13 protein-coding genes are annotated in these 20,504 nt (G+C 40.4%); 10 read left to right on the top strand and 3 right to left on the bottom strand.

Translation table 11 applies throughout. The features are described 5' to 3' along the window. The first annotated feature begins 219 nt into the window (after positions 1-219). The 7 genes from MMU07_RS12515 to MMU07_RS12545 all read left to right on the top strand — a co-directional run bounded on the left by MMU07_RS12515 (position 220) and on the right by MMU07_RS12545 (position 8,262). Positions 220-1,581: a hypothetical protein gene (locus MMU07_RS12515; RefSeq protein WP_241126215.1), complete on the top strand. Its 1,362-nt coding sequence runs from the start codon at positions 220-222 to the stop codon at positions 1,579-1,581. Continuing rightward, positions 1,568-1,939, top strand: a complete 372-nt coding sequence (locus MMU07_RS12520) for a hypothetical protein (protein WP_241126216.1) — start codon at positions 1,568-1,570, stop codon at positions 1,937-1,939. Before MMU07_RS12515 ends, MMU07_RS12520 begins: the two co-directional genes overlap by 14 nt. Beyond that, positions 1,940-2,506 carry a hypothetical protein gene (locus MMU07_RS12525; RefSeq protein WP_241126217.1) on the top strand — a complete coding sequence of 189 codons (567 nt, stop codon included), beginning with the start codon at positions 1,940-1,942 and terminating at the stop codon, positions 2,504-2,506. A 227-nt stretch (positions 2,507-2,733) separates the two neighbouring features. Continuing rightward, positions 2,734-4,347, top strand: a complete 1,614-nt coding sequence (locus tag MMU07_RS12530) for an ABC-F family ATP-binding cassette domain-containing protein (RefSeq protein ID WP_241126218.1) — start codon at positions 2,734-2,736, stop codon at positions 4,345-4,347. A gap of 359 nt (positions 4,348-4,706) precedes the next feature. Then, on the top strand, positions 4,707-6,116 hold the full coding sequence (locus tag MMU07_RS12535) for a high affinity choline transporter 1 (RefSeq protein ID WP_241126219.1): 1,410 nt from the start codon (positions 4,707-4,709) through the stop codon (positions 6,114-6,116). Continuing rightward, positions 6,085-7,266 (top strand): class I SAM-dependent rRNA methyltransferase, encoded by a 1,182-nt coding sequence (locus MMU07_RS12540; protein ID WP_241126220.1) that lies wholly within the window; start codon positions 6,085-6,087, stop codon positions 7,264-7,266. The genes MMU07_RS12535 and MMU07_RS12540 overlap by 32 nt, the downstream gene beginning before the upstream one ends. A gap of 561 nt (positions 7,267-7,827) precedes the next feature. After that, on the top strand, positions 7,828-8,262 hold the full coding sequence (locus MMU07_RS12545) for a hypothetical protein (RefSeq protein ID WP_241126221.1): 435 nt from the start codon (positions 7,828-7,830) through the stop codon (positions 8,260-8,262). 250 nt (positions 8,263-8,512) lie between these two features. On the opposite strand, the gene MMU07_RS12550 is transcribed toward MMU07_RS12545, so the two are convergent. Further along, positions 8,513-10,093, bottom strand: coding sequence for an NAD(P)/FAD-dependent oxidoreductase (locus MMU07_RS12550; protein WP_241126222.1), 1,581 nt, complete (start codon positions 10,091-10,093; stop codon positions 8,513-8,515). Between the two features lie 217 nt (positions 10,094-10,310). Beyond that, positions 10,311-11,270, bottom strand: a complete 960-nt coding sequence (locus MMU07_RS12555) for a tryptophan 2,3-dioxygenase family protein (RefSeq protein ID WP_241126223.1) — start codon at positions 11,268-11,270, stop codon at positions 10,311-10,313. Positions 11,271-11,386: 116 nt separating this feature from the next. Between MMU07_RS12555 and MMU07_RS12560 the strand changes: the two genes are divergently transcribed. After that, positions 11,387-12,595 (top strand): acyl-CoA dehydrogenase family protein, encoded by a 1,209-nt coding sequence (locus tag MMU07_RS12560; protein ID WP_241126224.1) that lies wholly within the window; start codon positions 11,387-11,389, stop codon positions 12,593-12,595. 648 nt (positions 12,596-13,243) lie between these two features. On the opposite strand, the gene MMU07_RS12565 is transcribed toward MMU07_RS12560, so the two are convergent. Continuing rightward, positions 13,244-17,335, bottom strand: a complete 4,092-nt coding sequence (locus tag MMU07_RS12565) for a T9SS type A sorting domain-containing protein (RefSeq protein ID WP_241126225.1) — start codon at positions 17,333-17,335, stop codon at positions 13,244-13,246. A 1,490-nt stretch (positions 17,336-18,825) separates the two neighbouring features. On the opposite strand from MMU07_RS12565, the gene MMU07_RS12570 reads away from it, so the two are divergent. Both MMU07_RS12570 and MMU07_RS12575 read left to right on the top strand, forming a co-directional pair. Beyond that, on the top strand, positions 18,826-19,680 hold the full coding sequence (locus tag MMU07_RS12570; protein WP_241126226.1) for a sensor histidine kinase: 855 nt from the start codon (positions 18,826-18,828) through the stop codon (positions 19,678-19,680). A 2-nt stretch (positions 19,681-19,682) separates the two neighbouring features. Next, a complete protein-coding gene (locus MMU07_RS12575; protein WP_241126227.1) occupies positions 19,683-20,426 on the top strand; it encodes a LytR/AlgR family response regulator transcription factor in 744 nt (247 codons plus the stop codon). Positions 20,427-20,504 lie beyond the last annotated feature (78 nt).

Genomic DNA, 20,504 nt, shown 5'->3' on the forward strand with positions numbered 1-20,504 from the left:
CGACACCTTGATCAAAAAGTCAGAAAATGTCCTCCAAAACCTCACTCATATAGCTAAATTACAACCTGAGTAGTTACAATAAAATTTTTAATTCTAATATTTTGGTTTAAATTTTTTATCAAATAAATAAATAATAGTTTTAATAAACATTAAGCATCTTCCATTTATCAAATTTTAAGATAAAAAAATTTTCTCATGAAAATTAATTAAATACCTAAAATGAAAAAAAATCATCAACCAATTAAATTACAAAATACACGTTCAAAGAAAGAGCTATCTTTAAGGCGAAAAAAAAAGAAAGGAAAGAAAATTTTTTCAGGATCAATAAAATTTATCCATCTGACAAATTTTTATCGAAAATATGACCTAAAGATTTTAGAAAATAGCAAATCAAAATTAATCAGCTTTTTCGAATCCAAGTTTAAAAACAAATGGGATTTTAACCTTCATTTTAAAATACCTAAAATTTTTAGTCTTAAAAGAAATTATAAAGAAACATTAGAAATTATTATTTCGATAAACTATACAATTTTCGAATCTAGAGGATTTGACTATAAGATTACTGTAGATTTTTCAAATTGTATTGATGTAGATTTACCCTCCTTATTTCTTCTTCAAATTTGTAAAATTCAGTTAAAAGAAGATTTAGAAAAAATCAATAAAAGACTAACTGTTATAAAATTTATTCCGAAAATAGAAGTTTCAAAATCAAATCACGATGAAGTTAACAAACAGTTATTGTTAAACGGTTTTGTAAAAATCGATGAATTAACGTTAGAAAAAGGTGACTTAGTACCTATTCACTCTATTGGTTTTCTTACTGGTAGAAAACAGCAAAAATCATATGCGGAAAATAAAAAAGGAAAATTAACCACAAAAACCGTGTTATATATAAATGATTGTTTGAATGATGTTGGTTTTGAATTATCTGAAGAGGGAAGAGGGTTCGTAGAGGGAATAATATCTGAAATGCTAAATAATGCTGAAGACCATAGTCCATTTGAAAACTGGTATTTAACAGCAAATTATCTAAAAAATTTAACAGAAGATTTAAATGAGGAAAAAATAGGAGAATTAAATTTAGCAATTTTTAATTTTGGCTTTTCAATATTTGAGGGTTTAGAACAAACAAAAGAATTAAACATCGAAAATTATAATCTCATCGAATCTTTGTATAATTCCTATTTGGGAAGAAATTATATATCAAAGGATAATTATTTTACCTTACTAGCACTTCAAGAAGGCATAAGCCGATTAAAATACGAAGATTCAAGCAGAGGAACGGGAACAATTAAATTTATTAAATCGTTTCTAGAATTAGGAGATTTTGAAAATGAAAAACATAAACCAAGGCTTCATATATTTTCAGGTAAAACAGAATTAATCTGTGACAATAAATATAGACCGTTCGAAAAAGATGGCGTCAATTTAATATCTTTAAATTCAATAAAAGATTTAAAAGAAAAACAAGATCGAAATAATTTGAAAGAATTGGATTTAGAATTTCCCGGAACATTGTTAAATGCAAAAATTTACCTTAATCAAAACTATCTGGAAAGGAAGCAAAATGAAGGAAAATAGAGAAAGAATTGATTTATCGAAATTTAGAGGACATCGAAGTTCTTTATTTACCGGAAGACCTCAAGGTGTAAATGCTAGAGTTGAATTAAATTTGAATAATAAGGATTTAGATTTAAATCTTTATACTATTTTTATTCCTAAAGGTACTACTTCCATTAATCCTTCTTTTTTCCTAGGATTGTTTTATGAAAGTATTAAAAAACTTGGTTTTGAAAGTTTTGAAAATAAGTACAAATTTGAATTTGGTGATAATTCAGATCGTGTATTAAATGTTTTAAAAAGCCATATTCAAGAAGGATTAGACTATGCAAAAAATTCATTAAAGGATATCAATACTCTAAAAAAAATTTTTTCTTAAATGTTATTTTTTATTTTTCTACATCATATAGAAATTACCGGAGAAGATGTCCTTGATTTTTTTGATAAAACTTCTGGAATATTAAGTGCAGTGATTATTATTTTGATCTTTATTTGGGAGAGAAAAATCAATAAAAAAGAAAGAATTAATGAATCTCTTGTAAATTGGTATTTAAATGTTTTGATTGAAAGAAACATACAAAAAATAGATTCATTTTTTGAACAACTTGAAATTTTCTTTATCGAGGATATAAAGGTTAGTCAAAATAATCTTTTTTTGGAGGATGAAGACATAAATTTTGGTTTAAAGCTAGATTATATTAAAAAATTTGATGATCTGAAAGAGAATTTTAATATCCAATTCTTAACAATTGTTTCATCCTTGGATTCAGAACTTTACTCAATATGCCTCAATAAAATCAATGAAGTAGAAGATACAGTAAAGTCTCACATTGATAAAACTTTTTCAGGTGAACTTAATGGTTTAAATAGGTTAAAAATTTCTCAACTTAAAGCAGAATTTTACAATATACTTTACAAGCCTATTGAAAAAATTCACAAAACTTAATTTCATTTTTAAACTTGCATTAGCATTTATTAGAATAAATTAAAAAAATTGACCATCTAAAAATTTGGAAATTAAATTTTGGACAGTGTTTAATTTTACAATTACTTCTTACACTGATTAATTCCATTACTTATCACCCTTTTTTAATTTCCCACCAATTCTCCCCTCTCCCTTAGTCCCTTTGTGGGAAATACCTATCTTTGCACCTCGAAATAATTTAGCCAAAAATGATTACTGTAGATAACCTCTCCCTCAAGTTCGGCAAGAGAACCTTATTTGATGAAGTAAGCCTTAAATTCACACCCGGCAACTGCTACGGTGTCATCGGTGCCAACGGTGCCGGAAAATCCACTTTTTTGAAAATCCTCTCCGGAGATCAGGACAGCACTTCAGGTTCGGTGCACATTACCCCGGGCCAAAGGATGGCCGTTTTGAAGCAAAACCACTTTGAATTTGATGAGGTAGAAGTGCTGAAAGCCGTTATCATGGGCCACAAAAAACTCTATGGCATCATGGCTGAAAAGGACGCCATCTACATGAAGGAGGATTTTACTGAGGCTGATGGGATCAAAGCTTCAGAATTGGAAGCTGAATTTGCGGAAATGGACGGTTGGAATGCCGAATCCGATGCCGCTTCCCTCCTTTCCGGTCTTGGCATCAGCGAGGACCTGCATTACATGAAGATGAAGGAACTTGCCGGTAACCAAAAGGTAAGGGTGCTTTTGGCACAGGCGCTTTTTGGCAATCCTGATATCCTAATCCTCGATGAACCTACCAACGACCTTGATGCCCAAACCATCAATTGGCTGGAGGATTTCTTGGTGAATTTCAAAAACTTGGTGATCGTCGTTTCCCACGACCGTCACTTCCTCGATGCGGTTTCTACGCATATCGTGGACATTGACTTTAGCAAAATCAGGATTTATTCCGGTAACTATACCTTCTGGTACGAATCTTCCCAATTGGCCGCCAAACAGAAGTCGGATCAAAACAAGAAGGTCGAAGAAAAGAGAAAAGAATTGCAGGAGTTTATCCTGCGTTTCTCTGCCAACGTTTCCAAATCCAAGCAGGCGACATCCAGGAAGAAAATGCTCGAAAAACTCAATGTGGACGACATTCAGCCTTCTACGAGGAAATATCCTGGCATTATCTTCAAACCAGAAAGGGAAGCAGGCGATCAGATTTTTATGACCGAAAGTCTGGAATTGAAAGATGCCAACGCCATCTATTTCACAGATGTGAACCTGATGATTGACAAAGGAGACAAAATCGCATTTATCTCCAAGACCAAGCAGGCGGTTACCAAGTTTTTCCAGACCATCATGGAAGAAATTCCTACCCAAAAAGGAAGCTTTAAATGGGGTGTGACGATCAACAAAGCCTATTTACCGAATGACAACTCCAAGTTTTTTCAGACAGACCTCAACCTGATCGATTGGCTTAAGCAATATTCTACCAATCAGGAGGAGGCGTATGTGAGGACTTTCTTGGGAAGGATGTTGTTCACAGGGGAAGAATCTCTCAAGAAATGTGCAGTGCTTTCCGGAGGGGAAAAAGTGCGTTGCATGATCTCCAGAATGATGCTCCAAAATCCAAACCTCCTCGTCATGGACGAACCTACCAACCACTTGGACCTGGAATCCATCACGGCATTCAACAACGCCATCATTGATTACAACGGAACAGTGTTGATGACCTCCTATGACCACGCCTTTGTGCAGTCCACTGCCAACAGGATCATCGAGTTTACCCCAAAAGGAACCATCGACAGACGGATGCCTTATGATGATTACCTTGAATCAGCCGAGATCAAGGCCCTTCAGGAGAAAATGTATAAATAGATATGAGATTTGAGATGTGAGATTTAAGATTTAAGATTTGAATACGACCAGTGATGTAATTGTCGGTGCCGTCACCCTGAGTGAAGCGAAGGGTCTCACCAAAATTAAATGAGATCCTTCAGTTCCCGAAAAAACGGGACAGGCTGTACCTCCTTCAGGATGACGCATCACAAACTCAATTTTACTTACTGATAATGCTGAATTTTATTAATTCGAATGACAAAATACTCCTAGAAAAAGATATGAGATGGATATTGGATATTAATTGATATTTTATTCTGGCCAATCCCAATATCCAATATCAATCAGTATCCATTAATATCAGAATTAAGTAGACCACCATTAATTTATAGCTAAAGTTGCTAGTAATTGCCATCATCATCTACCTCTTAGTCACTGTAGCGATAGGTGCTTGGTCATCGAAGCTGGTCAAAAACTCCAAGGACTTTGTATTGGCAGGAAGGAAGTTGCCACTTTTTTTATCTGCCTCGGCATTGTTTGCGACATGGTTTGGGTCTGAGACCATCTTTGGCGCTTCTTCCGAATACCTTGAACATGGACTGCAGGGTGTGATGGAAGATCCATTTGGAGGGGCACTGTGTTTGGTATTGTTCGGCGCTTTCTTTTTGAGACCGATGTACAGGATGAATGTCCTGACTTTGGGTGATGTTTATAAAAAAATCTTTGGGAAAAGGGTCGAGTTTTTCGCCTCGATTTTTATGGTACCGGTTTACTTTGGATACGTGGCTGCGCAATTGGTAGCTATGGCCTTGATTTTTACAACTGTTACAGACCTGAGCATTCAGCAGGGAATCATCATCAGTGCTGTGGTTGTGGTCTTTTATACTTTCCTTGGAGGAATGTGGGCGATATCGATAACCGATTTTATACAGACAACGCTGATCGTCGTGGGCTTGGTTTGGGTAGCGGTTTTAGTAGCCCAAAAAGCCGGCGGGGTGATGCCGATTTTGGAATCTGCTCCTGAGGGAAGTTTCCAGTTTTTACCGAATCCTGACCCGATTTCATGGCTCAATTACCTTGGCGCATGGATGGTTTTGGGTTTGGGAAGTATTCCGAGTCAGGACATTTACCAAAGGGTCATGTCTTCCAAATCTGAGAAAGTCGCCGTCCAATCCACCTACCTTGCCGGGGGATTTTATGTAACGATTGGTCTTTTGCCCTTATTCATTGCGCTTGGAGCCAAATTTCTTTATCCCGAAATCTACCTTGAAAACAAACAATTGCTTCTCCCAGAAATGGTCCTTAGACATAGCGGAATGCATGTTCAGATCCTGTTTTTTGGAGCGTTGATCTCTGCGATTATGAGTACGACGAGTTCGGGTTTGTTGGCCCCTTCCGCCATTTTATCAGAAAATATCATCAAGCCCTATTTTGGATCAAGGTTAAAAGAGAAGTATTTCCTTTGGATCCTGCGGGGAAATATTGTGGCCGTGGCCCTGATAGCTACAGTGCTTGCACAATGGAAGACCAATATTTATGAGCTTGTGGCAGGCGCATCGATCCTGTTGTTGGTCTCCTTGTTTGTGCCGCTTACAGCAGGATTATATTGGAAAAAAGCCTCCGAAATGGGCGCTTTGATGTCAATTGTCTTTGGGATGATTGCTTACCTTGTGTTGGAAATATTTGAATTGCCGATTTATACCCACATCCCTGCACTGTGCGTCAGCGCTGTCGCCATGATTGTGGGAACTTTGATTTTCCCTAAAAACAAATACCATGCTCCCCTATCCCATCATCAAACTCCTTAAAGGAAAAGAGATTTCAAGTCTCAGGAAACACCATTGGATTTTTTCGGGGGCGATTGCTGCCAAAGATGAAGTCCTCAAAAACGGAGAATTGGTACAGGTTCACAGCCATAAGAACCAACTTCTCGGTGTAGGACATTTTCAATATGGCTCGATCATGGTCAGGATGGTGAGTTTTGAGGAGGAAATAATCGACCTGGATTTTTGGAAAAAAAGACTTGCCCAATCCTATCGCCTGCGTGAAGCGATAGGGCTGACAGCTAATCCTGAGACCAATGTGTACCGCTTGGTTCATGGGGAAAGTGACGGGCTGCCGGGATTGATTGTAGATTTTTACAATGGCACTGCGGTCATCCAAACTCATCATATCGGAATGTATAGGCACGTGAAGGAAATCAGTCAGGGGCTCCAGTTTGTCTTGGGATCAAAGTTGCAATGTGTCTATGACAAAAGCGCGGAGACATTGCCAAGGGATTTGGGGGTTGAAAACAGGGTGGTTTTTGGTCAACCTGATACCAATATGGTGGTGGAATATGGCTGTCAATATGAAATCGATTGGGAAAAGGGACAAAAAACAGGCTTTTTTGTTGACCAAAGGGAAAACAGGTTCTTGCTTGGCAAATACAGCAAAGGGAAGAAAGTACTCAACACCTTTTGCTATTCCGGTGGGTTCTCGGTTTCGGCCCTGAAAGCCGGGGCATCTGAAGTCCATTCGGTAGATATTTCTGCCAAAGCCATAGAACTGACAGACCGGAATGTAGCCTTGAACGCAGGATTTGAAGGAAAACACCAATCCATTGTCGCTGATGTGGTGAAGTACATCCGGGAAATCGAAACCGACTATGACATCATTGTCCTCGATCCACCTGCCTTTGCCAAAAACCTAAAAGCCAAACACAATGCGGTTCAGGCTTACAAAAGGCTGAATCTCGAAGCGCTCAAGCATATCAAAAAGGGAGGAATTCTATTTACATTTTCCTGTTCGCAGGTCGTGGACAAACAGCTTTTCGCCAATACCATCACGGCGGCAGCCATGGAAGCCGGCAGGAATGTCAAAATCCTCCATTACCTTTCCCAACCCGCAGACCACCCGATCAATATTTTCCATATGGAAACGGAGTATTTGAAGGGGTTGGTGGTTTATGTGGATTGAGGGGGTTGGGGAGTAAGGAAGTTGGGAAGGATGGAAGTTGGAAGTTGGAGGAAAAGACCGATGACGGATGACGGATGTTTGGGAGGTGAGAAAGAAAAAGAATTCTTTGATATTTGAAGGTATTGTTTGTGAAAATGCCATGAATACAGAAAGCTTATCCTTGTCACTTTGACCTGAGGGAGAAGTCTTTGGGAAGTAGGAAGTTTGGAAGTGGGAAGGTGGGAAGTTTGGAAGTTGGAAGTTGGAAGTTGGAAGTTATGGATAAAAAGACATTCCGATTGTGATAACATCAAGCATATAAAAATCCTATCCTTGTCACTTCGACCAGGGGGAGAAGTCTTTTGGAATCAGAAGTAATTAGGAAAGACTAATTAAAAAAACAAGATTATCTCTATTATTCCTTCTGCGAAATCTGCGAGATCTGCGGGAAAAATTTTCATTTTTGGTTCTTGGTTAAAGCAAAGAATCTTATCAAGTGGAAAGAATTCATCCTTTTTGATCATTCCTTTTGCTCCTTAATGAGAATTAGGCTTAATTTTAAACCAAAATAATAAACGAAATATGTACACAGGTTTACAACATCTTCATTCCGGCTTGGCTTATCTGGCCTTGGCTGCTTTGGTCATTGTGATGATTTACGCATTAATCGGTTCCTTGAGCGGTAGGGAATTTACAGAAAAGGACAGGAAAATTGCCATGATCGGCTTCATCTTGGCCCATATCCAATTATTGGTTGGCTTGATCCTCTACTTTGTCAGTCCTCTTGGATTTTCATTGTTAACAGGTGGTGGTGCTATGGGAGACAAAGTTGCAAGACTGACTGCCTTGGAACATCCGGTCATTAATATCTTGGCGATTATCATCATTTCCGTTGGATATATCCGTGCCAAAAAAATGACTGAAAGCCGTGCGCGCTTCCGTTCCATTTACATGATGTATGCGATTGGTCTGGTTTTGATTCTGTCAAGAATCCCTTGGTCAAGCTGGTTGGGTTGATCAGTATTCAGTTCCCAGTATTCAGTAGGCAGTTTTCAGTAACAGTATTCAGTTCCCAGTATTCAGTAGGCAGTTTTCAGTATTCAGTAGGCAGTTTTCAGTATTCAGTGGGCAGGTTTCAGTAAACAGTAAACAGTACCCAGTATTCAGAGGGTAGTTTTCAGTAAGCAGTATTCAGTGGGCAGTAAACGCCACTGAATACTGATATTTTGTCTTTAATTGCTATGGTCTATGGTCTATTAACTATTGACTATATCAAAACATACATCTCCACCAATTTTTCAGCGCATCGCTCGCCATCCATAGCCGCGGAGACAATTCCTCCGGCATATCCTGCACCTTCCCCACAGGGAAACAATCCTTTGATGATGGGATGCTCAAAACTCTCCTTGTCCCTCGGAATACGTACAGGTGAGGAAGTCCGGCTTTCTACCCCAATAATCTGTGCGTCATTGGTCAGGTAACCTTTCATTTTTTTACCAAAATCAACAAATCCCTGTCTCAGCCTTTCTGAAATAAAATCCGGTAAAACTTCATACATGTCTGCTGATTCCAAACCCGGCTGATAGGAAGTGTCCAACAAACTTTTGCTCACCCTTTTCTCCGTAAAATCAACCAATCGTTGGGCAGGTGCTGTCTGAGTTTCTCCGCCTGCCTTCCAGGCTTTTTGCTCCACTTCTGCCTGAAACATCATCGCAGCCAGTGGCCCATACTTTTGGTATTGGGGCAAATCCTCCAATTCGACGGCTACGACGATACCCGAGTTGGCAAACTTGCTGTCCCTCCTACTCGGACTCATGCCGTTGACGACTATCTCACCCGGAGAAGTGGCTGCAGGCACGATAAATCCACCAGGACACATACAAAAAGAAAAAACACCCCGTTGCTTTCCTTTGAACATGGTCTGATTGACCAAAGCATAAGAAGATGCAGGCAGGTAGGGTCCGCGATCGATCTCACAATGGTATTGGATGCGGTCGATCAGGTTTTGGCTGTGCTCGACCCTCACGCCCAATGCAAAAGGCTTGGCCTCGATTAAAACCTTTTTGGAATGGAGCAAATGAAAAATATCCCGGGCAGAATGTCCTGTGGCAAGGATTACCCCTTTTCCTAAAATCCTTTCTCCGGTATGCGTGGTGATTCCCTTGATTTCATTTCTGTCCAAAATCAGGTCAGTCACTTTCGTTTCGAACAGAATATCCCCACCCGCGTCAAGTATGCTCTTTCGCAGTTCGGCCACCAAAATGGGCAATTTGTTGGTTCCGATATGGGGATGAGCATCGACCAAAATCTCTTCCGTGGCGCCATGGGCAACCAAAATTTCCATGATCCTTCGGATGTCTCCTCGCTTTTTGGAACGGGTATAAAGCTTGCCGTCCGAATAAGTACCTGCCCCACCCTCTCCAAAACAATAATTGGATTCAGGGTTGACGATATGGTCTTTGTTGATGGCGGCGATATCCCTTCTCCGAGCCCTGACGTCTTTTCCACGCTCGATGAGGATGGGTTTTACGCCCAATTCAATCGCTCTCAAGGCCGCAAAAAGTCCTGCCGGTCCTGCCCCGACAATGATGATAGGTTCTGCATTGCTCACATTTTGGTAGGCTTTTGGGGTAGTCAAAAGCGGCGTTGGTGCTTCATTGACAAATACCTCGGCTGTCACATTCACCCTGACCTGCCTTCCCCGAGCATCTATGGAGCGCTTGACCTGACGGGCATAAGCGTTAGGCTGTTCAGAGGAAATTCCAGCTCTTTTCAGCGCTGTCTCCCTAAAAACCTCCTCATCATAAGCTTCCTGAGGGGACAATTGTAATAGCAATTCTTTTTTCATTTTGTAAGGTATTTATCCTTAAATAGATGTGAGATTTGAGATTTGAGACGTGAGACGTGAGACGAGCCCTACGACTTCGCTCAGGAACCAAGGGAAGTAGGAACTAAGAGTTAAGAAACAAGAATCAGGTGGGAGATTTACCTCTTACCTTTCACCTCTTACCAAACCGTCCAACTTCCAAACTTCCACCCTCGTACCTCGTACTTCGTACTTCGTTTTATTCTTCTCCAAAAACCTCCTTCACCACCCAACCTTTTCCCCATTCTTCCTTTTCCTTTTCGGTCCAAAGCTCCGGGTAGAAAATGACTTTCTGAAAACGTGGTGGTAGGTATTTCTGCCAATTGGTACCGCCGGTAGCAGCGATATCGACAGGGTCACGCTGTAGGTATCTCACCGCTGACTTGTAATGTGCCAATGGCCAAAAGACATTTGCCTTCAGGTCAAAGTCCTTAATCAGCTTGGTCAACTCTTCGTCTTTTTCGTTACAGTCAAGGTATTTTCTCCAGATATTAATCGTCTTGTAATTGGCTATAAATTCCTTGAGCCTTTTTCCGTATTTGGCTTCGAAAGTTTTCAAGGTCAATGTCTTTTCTCCTGTGGCCAACTCTACAGCGCCATGTTGCCAATAGAGGTTTTCAAACAGAACATCGACATCTTGCTCACTCTGCATCATTTGTCTGATGCCGACAAAAAGCAATTGTTGCACATCGCAGGCCAAGATCTCAATCACGCGATATTGGGCACTCTGAAAACCGCTTGATGGTAACAAAGACATCCTAAACTTGAGAAATTGCTCCCTTTCCATCCCTTTCCACATCACCGCAAAGGAAGATATCAACTGGTCAAAATACATGTTGACCCGCTCCAATCTCTCTTTGAAAAACTTCCCATCCAAAGGTTCCTTTTCAGCGATCTGCTCGAGTTCCCAAATGATCAGCTTGAAATAAAGCTCCGTGATCTGATGGTACATAATGAAGATTTTCTCATCCTTGAAGGATGTTCTGGGTTGCTGCAGGGACAACAAAATATCCAGATTGATATAATCCCAATACGTCATGTAATCGGCATAAAGCAAACCTTCAAGGTAGGAAGATAGGTCCTGACCGGAAGCTTTGAATTTTTGCTGAAGTAGCTCTATTTTATCTAAAATATCTTTTTGTGCCTGTATCGGATCCATGTGCTAATTTTTTGTTCAATAAGGTAGTTTTTTACCGCCCTTCTTGTTTATTTCAGGCAGAAATCAAACAATCCGCTGCAAAAATCCATTTTAATAAGCAATAAACCAAAAGAGTTATGGAGCATACTGCCACCGCACACAAATCTTTGAAACAAGACCTTTATGAAGGAGCTGATTTTTATCAGGTTGATGATTTATTGACCGAAGAGCACTTGCTGATCCGCTCTTCGATCCGGGATTTTGTCAAAAAAGAAATCAGTCCATACATAGAAGACTGGGCACAAAGAGCACATTTTCCTTATGAGATCGTCAGGAAATTCGGCGACGTAGGTGCTTTTGGGCCGCAGATTCCTGAGGCTTATGGCGGCGGCGGGCTTGATTATATCTCTTACGGCATCATCATGCAGGAGATCGAGAGAGGTGACTCAGGCATGCGCTCGACGGCTTCTGTCCAAGGTTCTTTGGTGATGTATCCGATCTATAAATTCGGTTCAGAAGCCCAAAGAATGAAATACCTGCCCAAACTTGCCTCAGGCGAGATGCTTGGCTGCTTTGGACTGACAGAGCCTGATCACGGTTCCAACCCGAGCGGGATGAAGACCAACTTCAAAGATATGGGCGACCATTACCTCCTCAATGGCGCAAAAATGTGGATTTCAAACTCTCCCAAAGCAGACATTGCCGTCGTTTGGGCAAAAGATGAAACCGGAAGAATCCACGGCCTGATTGTAGAACGAGGCATGGAAGGTTTTACTACGCCGGAGACGCATAATAAATGGTCGTTGCGGGCATCCTGCACGGGAGAATTGGTTTTTGACAATGTGAAAGTTCCAAAGGAAAACATCCTGCCAAACAAATCCGGATTGGGTGCGCCATTGATGTGCTTGGATTCGGCTAGGTATGGCATCGCATGGGGAACACTAGGCGCAGCGATGGATTGCTACGATTCGGCTAGAAGGTATGCCATGGAAAGGATACAGTTTGACAAACCGATAGCATCCTTCCAATTAATCCAAAAGAAACTCGCAGAGATGCTGACCGAAATCACCAAGGCACAGTTATTGGTCTGGAAACTTGGCAAAATGATGAATGAAGGCAAAGCCACTACCGCGCATATTTCTTTGGCAAAAAGAAATAATGTGGCCATGGCATTGGAGATTGCCCGTGAAGCCCGTCAGATCCACGGCGGCATGGGTATCACAGGAGAATACCCGATCATGCGCCATATGATGAACCTTGAATCAGTTGTGACTTATGAAGGCACACATGATATCCATTTGTTGATCTTAGGGAACGAGATTACGGGGATAGCTGCTTTTAAGTAGGGTTTTTAAATTCCCACGAAGGCATAAAGACACGAAGGAAAGGGTTCCGGAATTTGCTTCCCACGAAGGCACTGAGGCATAAAGGAAGGGGTATTTCAAGATTTGAAAAATTGTTTCCCGCAAAGGCGCGGAAGCGCAAAGGAATGTTTCCTGAAATTCCTTCACACGAAGACACGGAGGCACAAAGGAAAAGGTTTCTAAGAGGAGTGAAATGTTTCCCGCAAAGGCGCGGAAGCGCAAAGGAATTAAGCCACCGGGGAAAGAAATTCTCTGGTGGTTTTTTTATTGTGTTGACCGTCATTCTGAACCGCAGCCTGCGGAGGTGGAGAATCTCTTAATTATATGAAACTCTTCGCTTCACTACCAATAACGGAAACCTAAATTACCCCTTGGCAGGCTCAGGGAACGAAATATTGGTTGTTCTTGGGGGGGGGAGCTTGCCGAGGCCAAATTAGAAAAACCTCAACGTCATTTCCTTTTCTTAAATTTCTAAAAATGTTGAAAACTCAGAGTGACGACCTGATTGATTACCTCCTTGGGTATGAATAAAATTAAAAGCCACCGATGAAAAACTCCCTCGGTGGCTTTTTTTTAAATTCCCCTTTCGGCTCATACCGAAAGGGGAATGACAATTAAATGAATTTTATACTATTTTTTTACCAAGCGTTTGGTCATGACTTGGTTACCCACCTGCACCACTACATGGTACAGACCGTTACTTAGACCTTTCAGTTCCAATGTTCTTGTGAAACTTCTTTCCTGATAGCTTTGCTCTTCCATTACCAATCGACCTGCAACATCGAATACCCTTAGGGTCACACCTGAACCTTCATACAAGTTAACTTGGATATTCGAAACTTCAGATGCAGGGTTTGGATAAATCCTGATCGTATTTGGAACAAGCTCTTTTTCATTGTTCTCAAAAGTTGAGTTCATCTCATCTTCCGTGCTTCCCGGCTCAATTCTCTTATTGCCTTTGCCTTTCGCTTCATGGATCACGATCGAACCACCTCCTGTACCATTGTTTCCTAAGATCGTGGCATCTTCAGTGTTTTCAGCACTTCCCATTCTATTGTCATAGATAACCTCCCCTGAAGTTGTGGATATTTTGATTCTGAATGCATCCGGGTTGGTTTGTCCATTCCAGTTTCCATCAATAGCGACCACCACAAATTTGAATCCTGATTGTCCGTTGATTGTACCTGTACCACGATAAGTTGCCCTTCTTCCTGAAATCACCAAAGAACCTGATTCATGCATGTTGGATTTGAATATCAAATTACCGGAGACGAATTGGAAGTCCGTATTTCCATCCACCTGACTTGAGCCTTTCTTGTATCTTGATACAAATCCAAAGTTTGCTTTGCCAATTACTGTGGGATTTGCTGGCATTGATCCGGCTGGAGAATTAATCCAACCCCCGCCGGTTACAAAGCTTCCGCTAGCATCATATACTGGAATGTATGCAGTGGAAGAATTATTTCCGTCGTTTACTGTAGCTGTCACCTTAAATACCCCAATAGTTCCTAGAATATCTGTAGTGGCGGTGGCAAAACCAGAATCATCGGTTATTACCGTAGCAGTATACACAGTTACATTGGCTTCATTGGTTACTGTAAAAGTAACGTTCACTCCAGGTGAGTTTGGTGATATTGTAGCTTTTAGAATAGCGGCTTGTCCCACCGGTACAGGAATACTGCTTTCAGATGCATCAATATCATACTCAATTTCAGGGGCTGTCAGAACTACGTCAAAGCCATCAGGTCCACCCGCATAATCAATGGAAAACAACAACCCTCCAACCATAATGCTGGTACCTTCGGCAAACATACCCACTATTGCGGAAGAACCGTCGATTATAGTTATTTGATCGCCCGAACCCGGGGTGTACGACAAGTCAAGGCTGAGTGATGACCCGCCAAGAGTAACCGTCCCGTTATTCACTTTGAACTGGTCATATTCTGTACATGCCGTGACGCCTGACACTTCGATTTCAAGCACATCACCACTATCAAGCGTCAGATTCCCGTCAACAGTCACACAGGCCGGACTGGAACCCGGTGAAAGGGTAACATTCTTGCCTGAAGTAGTTGCATCGGCACCACCGGTATAATTGGCACCACCTTGGATATGAACGGTTCCACCTGTTGGAAGGGCATCAATTGCCCGCTGGATAGAAGGAGAAGTATTGGGAGTAAAAAAACTGTTGGTTGTAACAAAGCTTTTCCCAGCTACGATTTCTATGTATCCACGCGTTGCCAGGTCAATTTTATCTAAAAACTGGTCAGCTATCTGGAAGTTATCTGCAAGTATTCCTTTATCGAGTAAAACATTGCTTGAATTGAAGAAGCTTGCTTCAGTGGCATTGACCGTACCTGTACTTCCTGCACTTAAGGTCTTTAAGGATGTATTCCCAAGATTCAATATCCCTGTGGTATGTTGACAATTAATTTGTACCACCCAGCCTGCAGTCAGGTCTTTGACATCCAGATCAGTAAGGCTTACAGCAGATGCCTCAGAATAACGGAAAAAGAGAACACCCTCTTTACCTACGGTACCGGTTACGTTGACACCATTTAAAACAATAGCTCCTGCAGGGCTAACCGGATTACTGCTATTTGTGAAGCCTCCGAAAACCATCGCATAGTTGGGATTACTACTGTTTACGTTAACATCCGTAAATGACACGCTTCCATTAAAACCAAGCATGGAAATGTCATGGACGTTGTTTGTCCCTATTGTATTGTTCGTATTAAAGTTTGTATTGGTAAAAGAGAAGTTAGTACCTACCCTTTGGCTGGCGCTTGGATTAAAGTTAAACCCTGAACCTCCGTTATTTGCAATGGTACAACCACTTACGTTCAGTCCGTCAAAAGTGGGTACTGCAGAAGCAATCCGAAGTCCTGAACCGCTGTTTGAGCTCAGGCTGCTATTCAATACAATAATATCCGTTACACCGATAGTATTGTTGAAAACCAAGCCTTCGCCTCCATTGCCGGTGATATCGAGACCGGAGAAGGTCATATACCCTTGTGCCGCAAGATTAGCAGGATCGACAACCAAAATTCCTGATCCAGGATTTCCCGATCCTGTAGCTCCCGTTATTTTCAAGCCGGAAATTACCAATCGGTTAGACGCATCCAGACCTGATCCCGTAACGGTGATTACCGGCATGGACGCTGTCGCTGCTTGTATGGTTGTAGAGGCAGAACCAGCCCCCTTCAGGGTTATTCTTTTGTTAATTGTTAAATTCTCGGTGTAGATACCCGCATCCACTCGGACAACATTCCCTGCTGCCGCCGCATTTATACCTGCCTGAATTGTACCGTGACCGCTAAGTAATGTCGTCTCTGTAGCATCAGAATACACTTGGACAGGCGCCGTACCATTGTTGGCATTTGCCACAGGTTGAAGACCTAAAACTAAAGGATCAGTATCAGTCCCATCCGTAAGGAAAGGTATGAAGTCAATCGCTCCCGCAACTCGACCACTAACAACCGCATATTCAGCGGAACCATACCAGTTGCCTGAAGCAGCTATTTTTCCATCAGTAATTATTGCTATTGCATCAATTTCCAATGCAGCACCTACACTTGACCTCAACAAACTGTTTTCAGTTATGTTGATCGCATTGTAGGGATCCAAGGTCCCCACTCCCCCACTTTGGAGGAATATGCTCCTGTTGGAACTGCTGATTTTATTGTTGCTGATAGTAAAATTGCTGTGGGAACCAACATTTGTATTTGAACCTGCTTGAGTCCTGACGCCTATTACAACATCTGAAATCTCATTTGACAAAATATTTATCGTTGAGAATTCTCCATTGCCTAGAGTTATAATTCCATCATAAGCCCCTCCAAAAATATTGCCTGTAACAGAAACATTGCTCACAGAACGGTCACTTGCAGATAGCTGAAGTGAATACCTGGCTTTGGTAAATGTCCCGTCGGTATTGTCTGACAACGGGCCTACTATACCAAGATTTACAGTATTCCCACTGATTACCACATCCCGGGATCCATCGATGTTCATTCCCCTGCGGCCGTTGAAGGATGCATTGGAATGTAAAATCGTGTTGTTGCTGATTGTTAACCCTGTAATGTTAAACAAAGCAATAGCTGTGGCATCTGCCAACTGAATATCAGAGATCAGGTTATTGCTCACAACCCAGTTTTGTGCTCCGATCGAAGTCGTAACTGCTCCTGAAGCAAAACCATATACAATAGTCTGTTGTCCGGTATTGCCCTCAGCAATGTTGTTGGTCAATATAACATCACTCCAAGGACCAGCACCACCTGCCGCAAATGCAGCTCCTGTGCCCGTAACCTTAAATCCATCTATGTTTATTCCACTGCTTCGCAAAGAGAACGTTCCACTCAAGATGGATTCCGCTACCCTCGTACCTGTATTTGGATTGACACCAAAATTGGCACCTCGGATAAAAATAGATTTATCTACCAATACATTCTCGGTGTAGGTACCTGCATCTACTCGGACAACATTCCCTGCTGCCGCCGCATTTATACCTGCCTGAATTGTAACGTGACTGCTAAGTAATGTCGTCTCTGTAGCATCAGAATACACTTGGACAGGGTCGGCTAACCTTAAATTAAGGATCGATAAAATTTCAGTCTCGCCTCCAAAAGTTGGAGAACTAAATAGAGAAATAATAGAGAATAGGAATAAAATTTTTACTTTAATCCAAGGTCTCTTTTTAATCATGTAGTAGGGCTTCGTCATTTTTTTTTGTTTAAGATTTATTTTATAATTATAGTTTTATTTTATATAAAATTTAAATTACTGTTTAAATTATTTCAAATTCAATAATTTATATTTTAAATTAAATATTTTTTATTTTACTTAAATTTTTTGTTAATAAAAATAACAAATAAACAAAGTGTCTAAAAAAGTATATGATAAATATTTACTAAATAAATATTTGTTTATTTATTTCTTTTAGTTAAAAAAAGGTAAAAAAGATTCATTTATTCGTAATGTTTAAAAAGCTCCCATAACCTCAGGTTAACAGCAAAACGGAAGGTTCAACATAAATAAAAAAATTAATATAAGGCAATAACCTTGGCTACCCATTTATTCTGATAATTTAACATTTTGAAAAGATAAAAAAGTAATGACGGTCACTTGTCATTCTGAACCCTAGCCTGCAAAGGTGAAGAATCTCCTTATTATATGAGATTCTTCGCTTCACTACCAATGACATCATCAGAGATACGGACATCTCAATTCTGTCACAATATTTTGGCTAAAGCCGATTTGTGGCTTGGCTTTTATTATTGAATGGGCTGAAGCCACATTCCTATTGAACCTCAATACTCCAAAATGTCATTCTCCTTTTTGAACATTTACAAATGTTCATAAAAGAAATGACGGTTGGTCTTGCGTCATCTTGAATCCGAGGTACAGCCTGTCCGGATTTTTCGGGAAGGATGAAAGATCTCAGAAAAAGAGACCCTGATCCGGTGCGGCGGATCAGGATGACGACTAAGAGATTCACGTCTTTGGTAATCTGAGCTAAGAAGATGAAGTACCTAGAAGAAATTTTCATCTCTAATAAGGTTTTCGGGATTCAAATGGCAAAGCCCAAATCTTTAAAGCTCAATTAAAGCATTTGAATTTGTGAAAAAAAATTAACCGAACCTACGACAATCCACAGACTGATTGAAGGCCTAAATTTGGCAAATAACGACAACTCCATTAAATATTTTTGGCAGGAGTCAATTTTATACAGGGCCATAATCAGGGACAATATCTATTTTAAAAATGTTTAAAAAAAAGCCGGGTATTGCTCCCCGGCTTACTGTTCTTTAAAAAACTACGCCCCCGTATTATTGGTCAAAATCCGTGAAATTAATGCGTTAAAAACACTTGAATATGCTGAAGAAAAACTTTCAATGACAATGAGTTTTAGCAAAATGCAGTTTTGAGTGTGATTTTGGAGGGTATAGAAAAGAAAATGGCATCTAGACCAAAAGACCTGAGGCCTTTTGCCTTAGGTTTTAGGTATAAAAAACCGAAAAATAGCAAAATGTAATAACAGTAGAAACCTGAGTTTAGGAATGGTGATTTTATTGAGAAGATCCTACAGGGTATACCGTACTTTAAAAAATTTAGTTTGAATGTCACTATTAAAAAAATAAATATCAAATTCTTATTTTCTGCCTTTCCAAGGGAAAAATATCTTATATTTTTGGCAAAATATTCCTGTAACAATGACCAAAATAGATTTTTTAGGTGACTTTTGGATCAATGGTAAATTCCATGCTCTGGTATTTTCTTATAAAATCTTACAAGTTCAGATAGATTCTGAAATCAATACCCTGATTTTATTTGCCCTTATCCCTGTAGTGGTTGCTTTTTCGTTTGTGGTATTCGTTTTTTACCGCTACAAAAGGGAAGCCAAAATCAAAGAACAGGAAACGGAACTCCAACTTCAGAAAGCAGAAGTGGCATTGAAAGCGTTAAAAGCCCAAATCAATCCTCATTTTATTTTCAATTGTCTGAATTCCATCCATCATTATATGTACAACCATCCTGTCAATGAAGCCGGACAGTATTTATTGAAATTTTCACAGCAAATCCGATATGTCTTGGAGAGCAGTGAGCAAAAAACTGTTTCATTGGCAGATGAATTGGAGGCCAATAGGATCTACTTAGAACTCGAGCAACTGCGCATAAACCGTGTCTTTGATTTTTCTATCAGTGTCGCAGACGGATTGGATCCTGAAACCACCTATATACCTCCTATGCTGATCCAACCATTTTTGGAAAACGCTGTTTGGCACGGCGTGTCAGGAGGAGGAAAAATCGAGGTAAATATTTTGCAGCTAGACGACAGTCACCTTCAATGTGAAATCAGGGACCACAATACCAACGGCAAACCCTGGAAAATGGAAAATAATCTTGCAGAGCAAGTCAAAAAAACCTCTATGGGTATGAATTTGATGCAGGAACGGTTTGATATTCTCAACCAATTGAAAGGAACAAATTCAGGGTATATACTCGAAGAGAGAAAAGACGGGATTCCCGGCAAAGTACTGCGCATTAGGATACCTTTTGAAGATTAATTATGAAAAACTACAGTGTCATAATCATAGAGGACGAAGTGGCTGCCCAAAGCCAATTGAAAGGATTATTGGACCAATTCCCTGATTTATACTTGGTCGGTCAGGCATTTAATTTGAAAGAAGCTTCTGATTTGATAGCAAAAACAGAGGTAGACTTGGTTTTTTGCGATGTGGACTTACCGCCGGGCAATGCCTTTGATTGGCTGATGGGATTCAAAAGCATCCCCTTCTCGATCATATTTACCACTTCTTATGATACCTATGCCATACGCGCTTTTCGCTTGGCAGCAGTAGATTACCTGCTTAAGCCCTTGGTAGAATCTGAACTGGTTCAGGCATTGGAAAAATTCCGAAATAAAATGCAAAAAGACAGCAACTTCGACCATGTACAGGAATTGCTGGATAACCTTTCCAAATCCAACCATAAAAAAAAAGTGGCACTCCCTACCCTATCCGGGTATCTTTTTGTACCCATACAGGAAATCATCCGCTGTGAATCTGATAATACCTACACCACTTTTTATTTGATTGACAAGAAAACCATTATAGTATCCAAAACACTGAAAGAGTGTGAAATGATGCTTTTGGAGCAGGGATTTTATAGGATTCACAACAGTCATTTGATCAATTTGGCTTATGTCAAAGAATATATCAAAGGAGAAGGGGGACAAGTGAAAATGGAGGATGGAAGCTATGTGGATGTTTCCCGAAGGAGAAAGGACGAATTCCTGAAAACCATCAGGTAATCTACCGATTTCAACCTCACCCCAACCGAGTTCTTAGGAGTTTTGCCCTTATGCTAGTTTTCATTGGTCTTGATAAGG

This window comes from Cognataquiflexum nitidum (assembly GCF_022538055.1).
GTDB lineage: Bacteria > Bacteroidota > Bacteroidia > Cytophagales > Cyclobacteriaceae > Cognataquiflexum > Cognataquiflexum nitidum.

Bases quoted from the DNA above. Each gene is read 5' to 3' on its own strand.
- MMU07_RS12515 (WP_241126215.1), top strand. From the start codon at position 220: ATGAAAAAAAATCATCAACCAATTAAATTACAAAATACACGTTCAAAG.
- MMU07_RS12520 (WP_241126216.1), top strand. From the start codon at position 1,568: ATGAAGGAAAATAGAGAAAGAATTGATTTATCGAAATTTAGAGGACAT.
- MMU07_RS12525 (WP_241126217.1), top strand. From the start codon at position 1,940: ATGTTATTTTTTATTTTTCTACATCATATAGAAATTACCGGAGAAGAT.
- MMU07_RS12530 (WP_241126218.1), top strand. From the start codon at position 2,734: ATGATTACTGTAGATAACCTCTCCCTCAAGTTCGGCAAGAGAACCTTA.
- MMU07_RS12540 (WP_241126220.1), top strand. From the start codon at position 6,085: ATGCTCCCCTATCCCATCATCAAACTCCTTAAAGGAAAAGAGATTTCA.
- MMU07_RS12545 (WP_241126221.1), top strand. From the start codon at position 7,828: ATGTACACAGGTTTACAACATCTTCATTCCGGCTTGGCTTATCTGGCC.
- MMU07_RS12550 (WP_241126222.1), bottom strand. From the start codon at position 10,093: ATGAAAAAAGAATTGCTATTACAATTGTCCCCTCAGGAAGCTTATGAT.
- MMU07_RS12555 (WP_241126223.1), bottom strand. From the start codon at position 11,270: ATGGATCCGATACAGGCACAAAAAGATATTTTAGATAAAATAGAGCTA.
- MMU07_RS12560 (WP_241126224.1), top strand. From the start codon at position 11,387: ATGGAGCATACTGCCACCGCACACAAATCTTTGAAACAAGACCTTTAT.
- MMU07_RS12565 (WP_241126225.1), bottom strand. From the start codon at position 17,335: ATGACGAAGCCCTACTACATGATTAAAAAGAGACCTTGGATTAAAGTA.
- MMU07_RS12570 (WP_241126226.1), top strand. From the start codon at position 18,826: ATGACCAAAATAGATTTTTTAGGTGACTTTTGGATCAATGGTAAATTC.
- MMU07_RS12575 (WP_241126227.1), top strand. From the start codon at position 19,683: ATGAAAAACTACAGTGTCATAATCATAGAGGACGAAGTGGCTGCCCAA.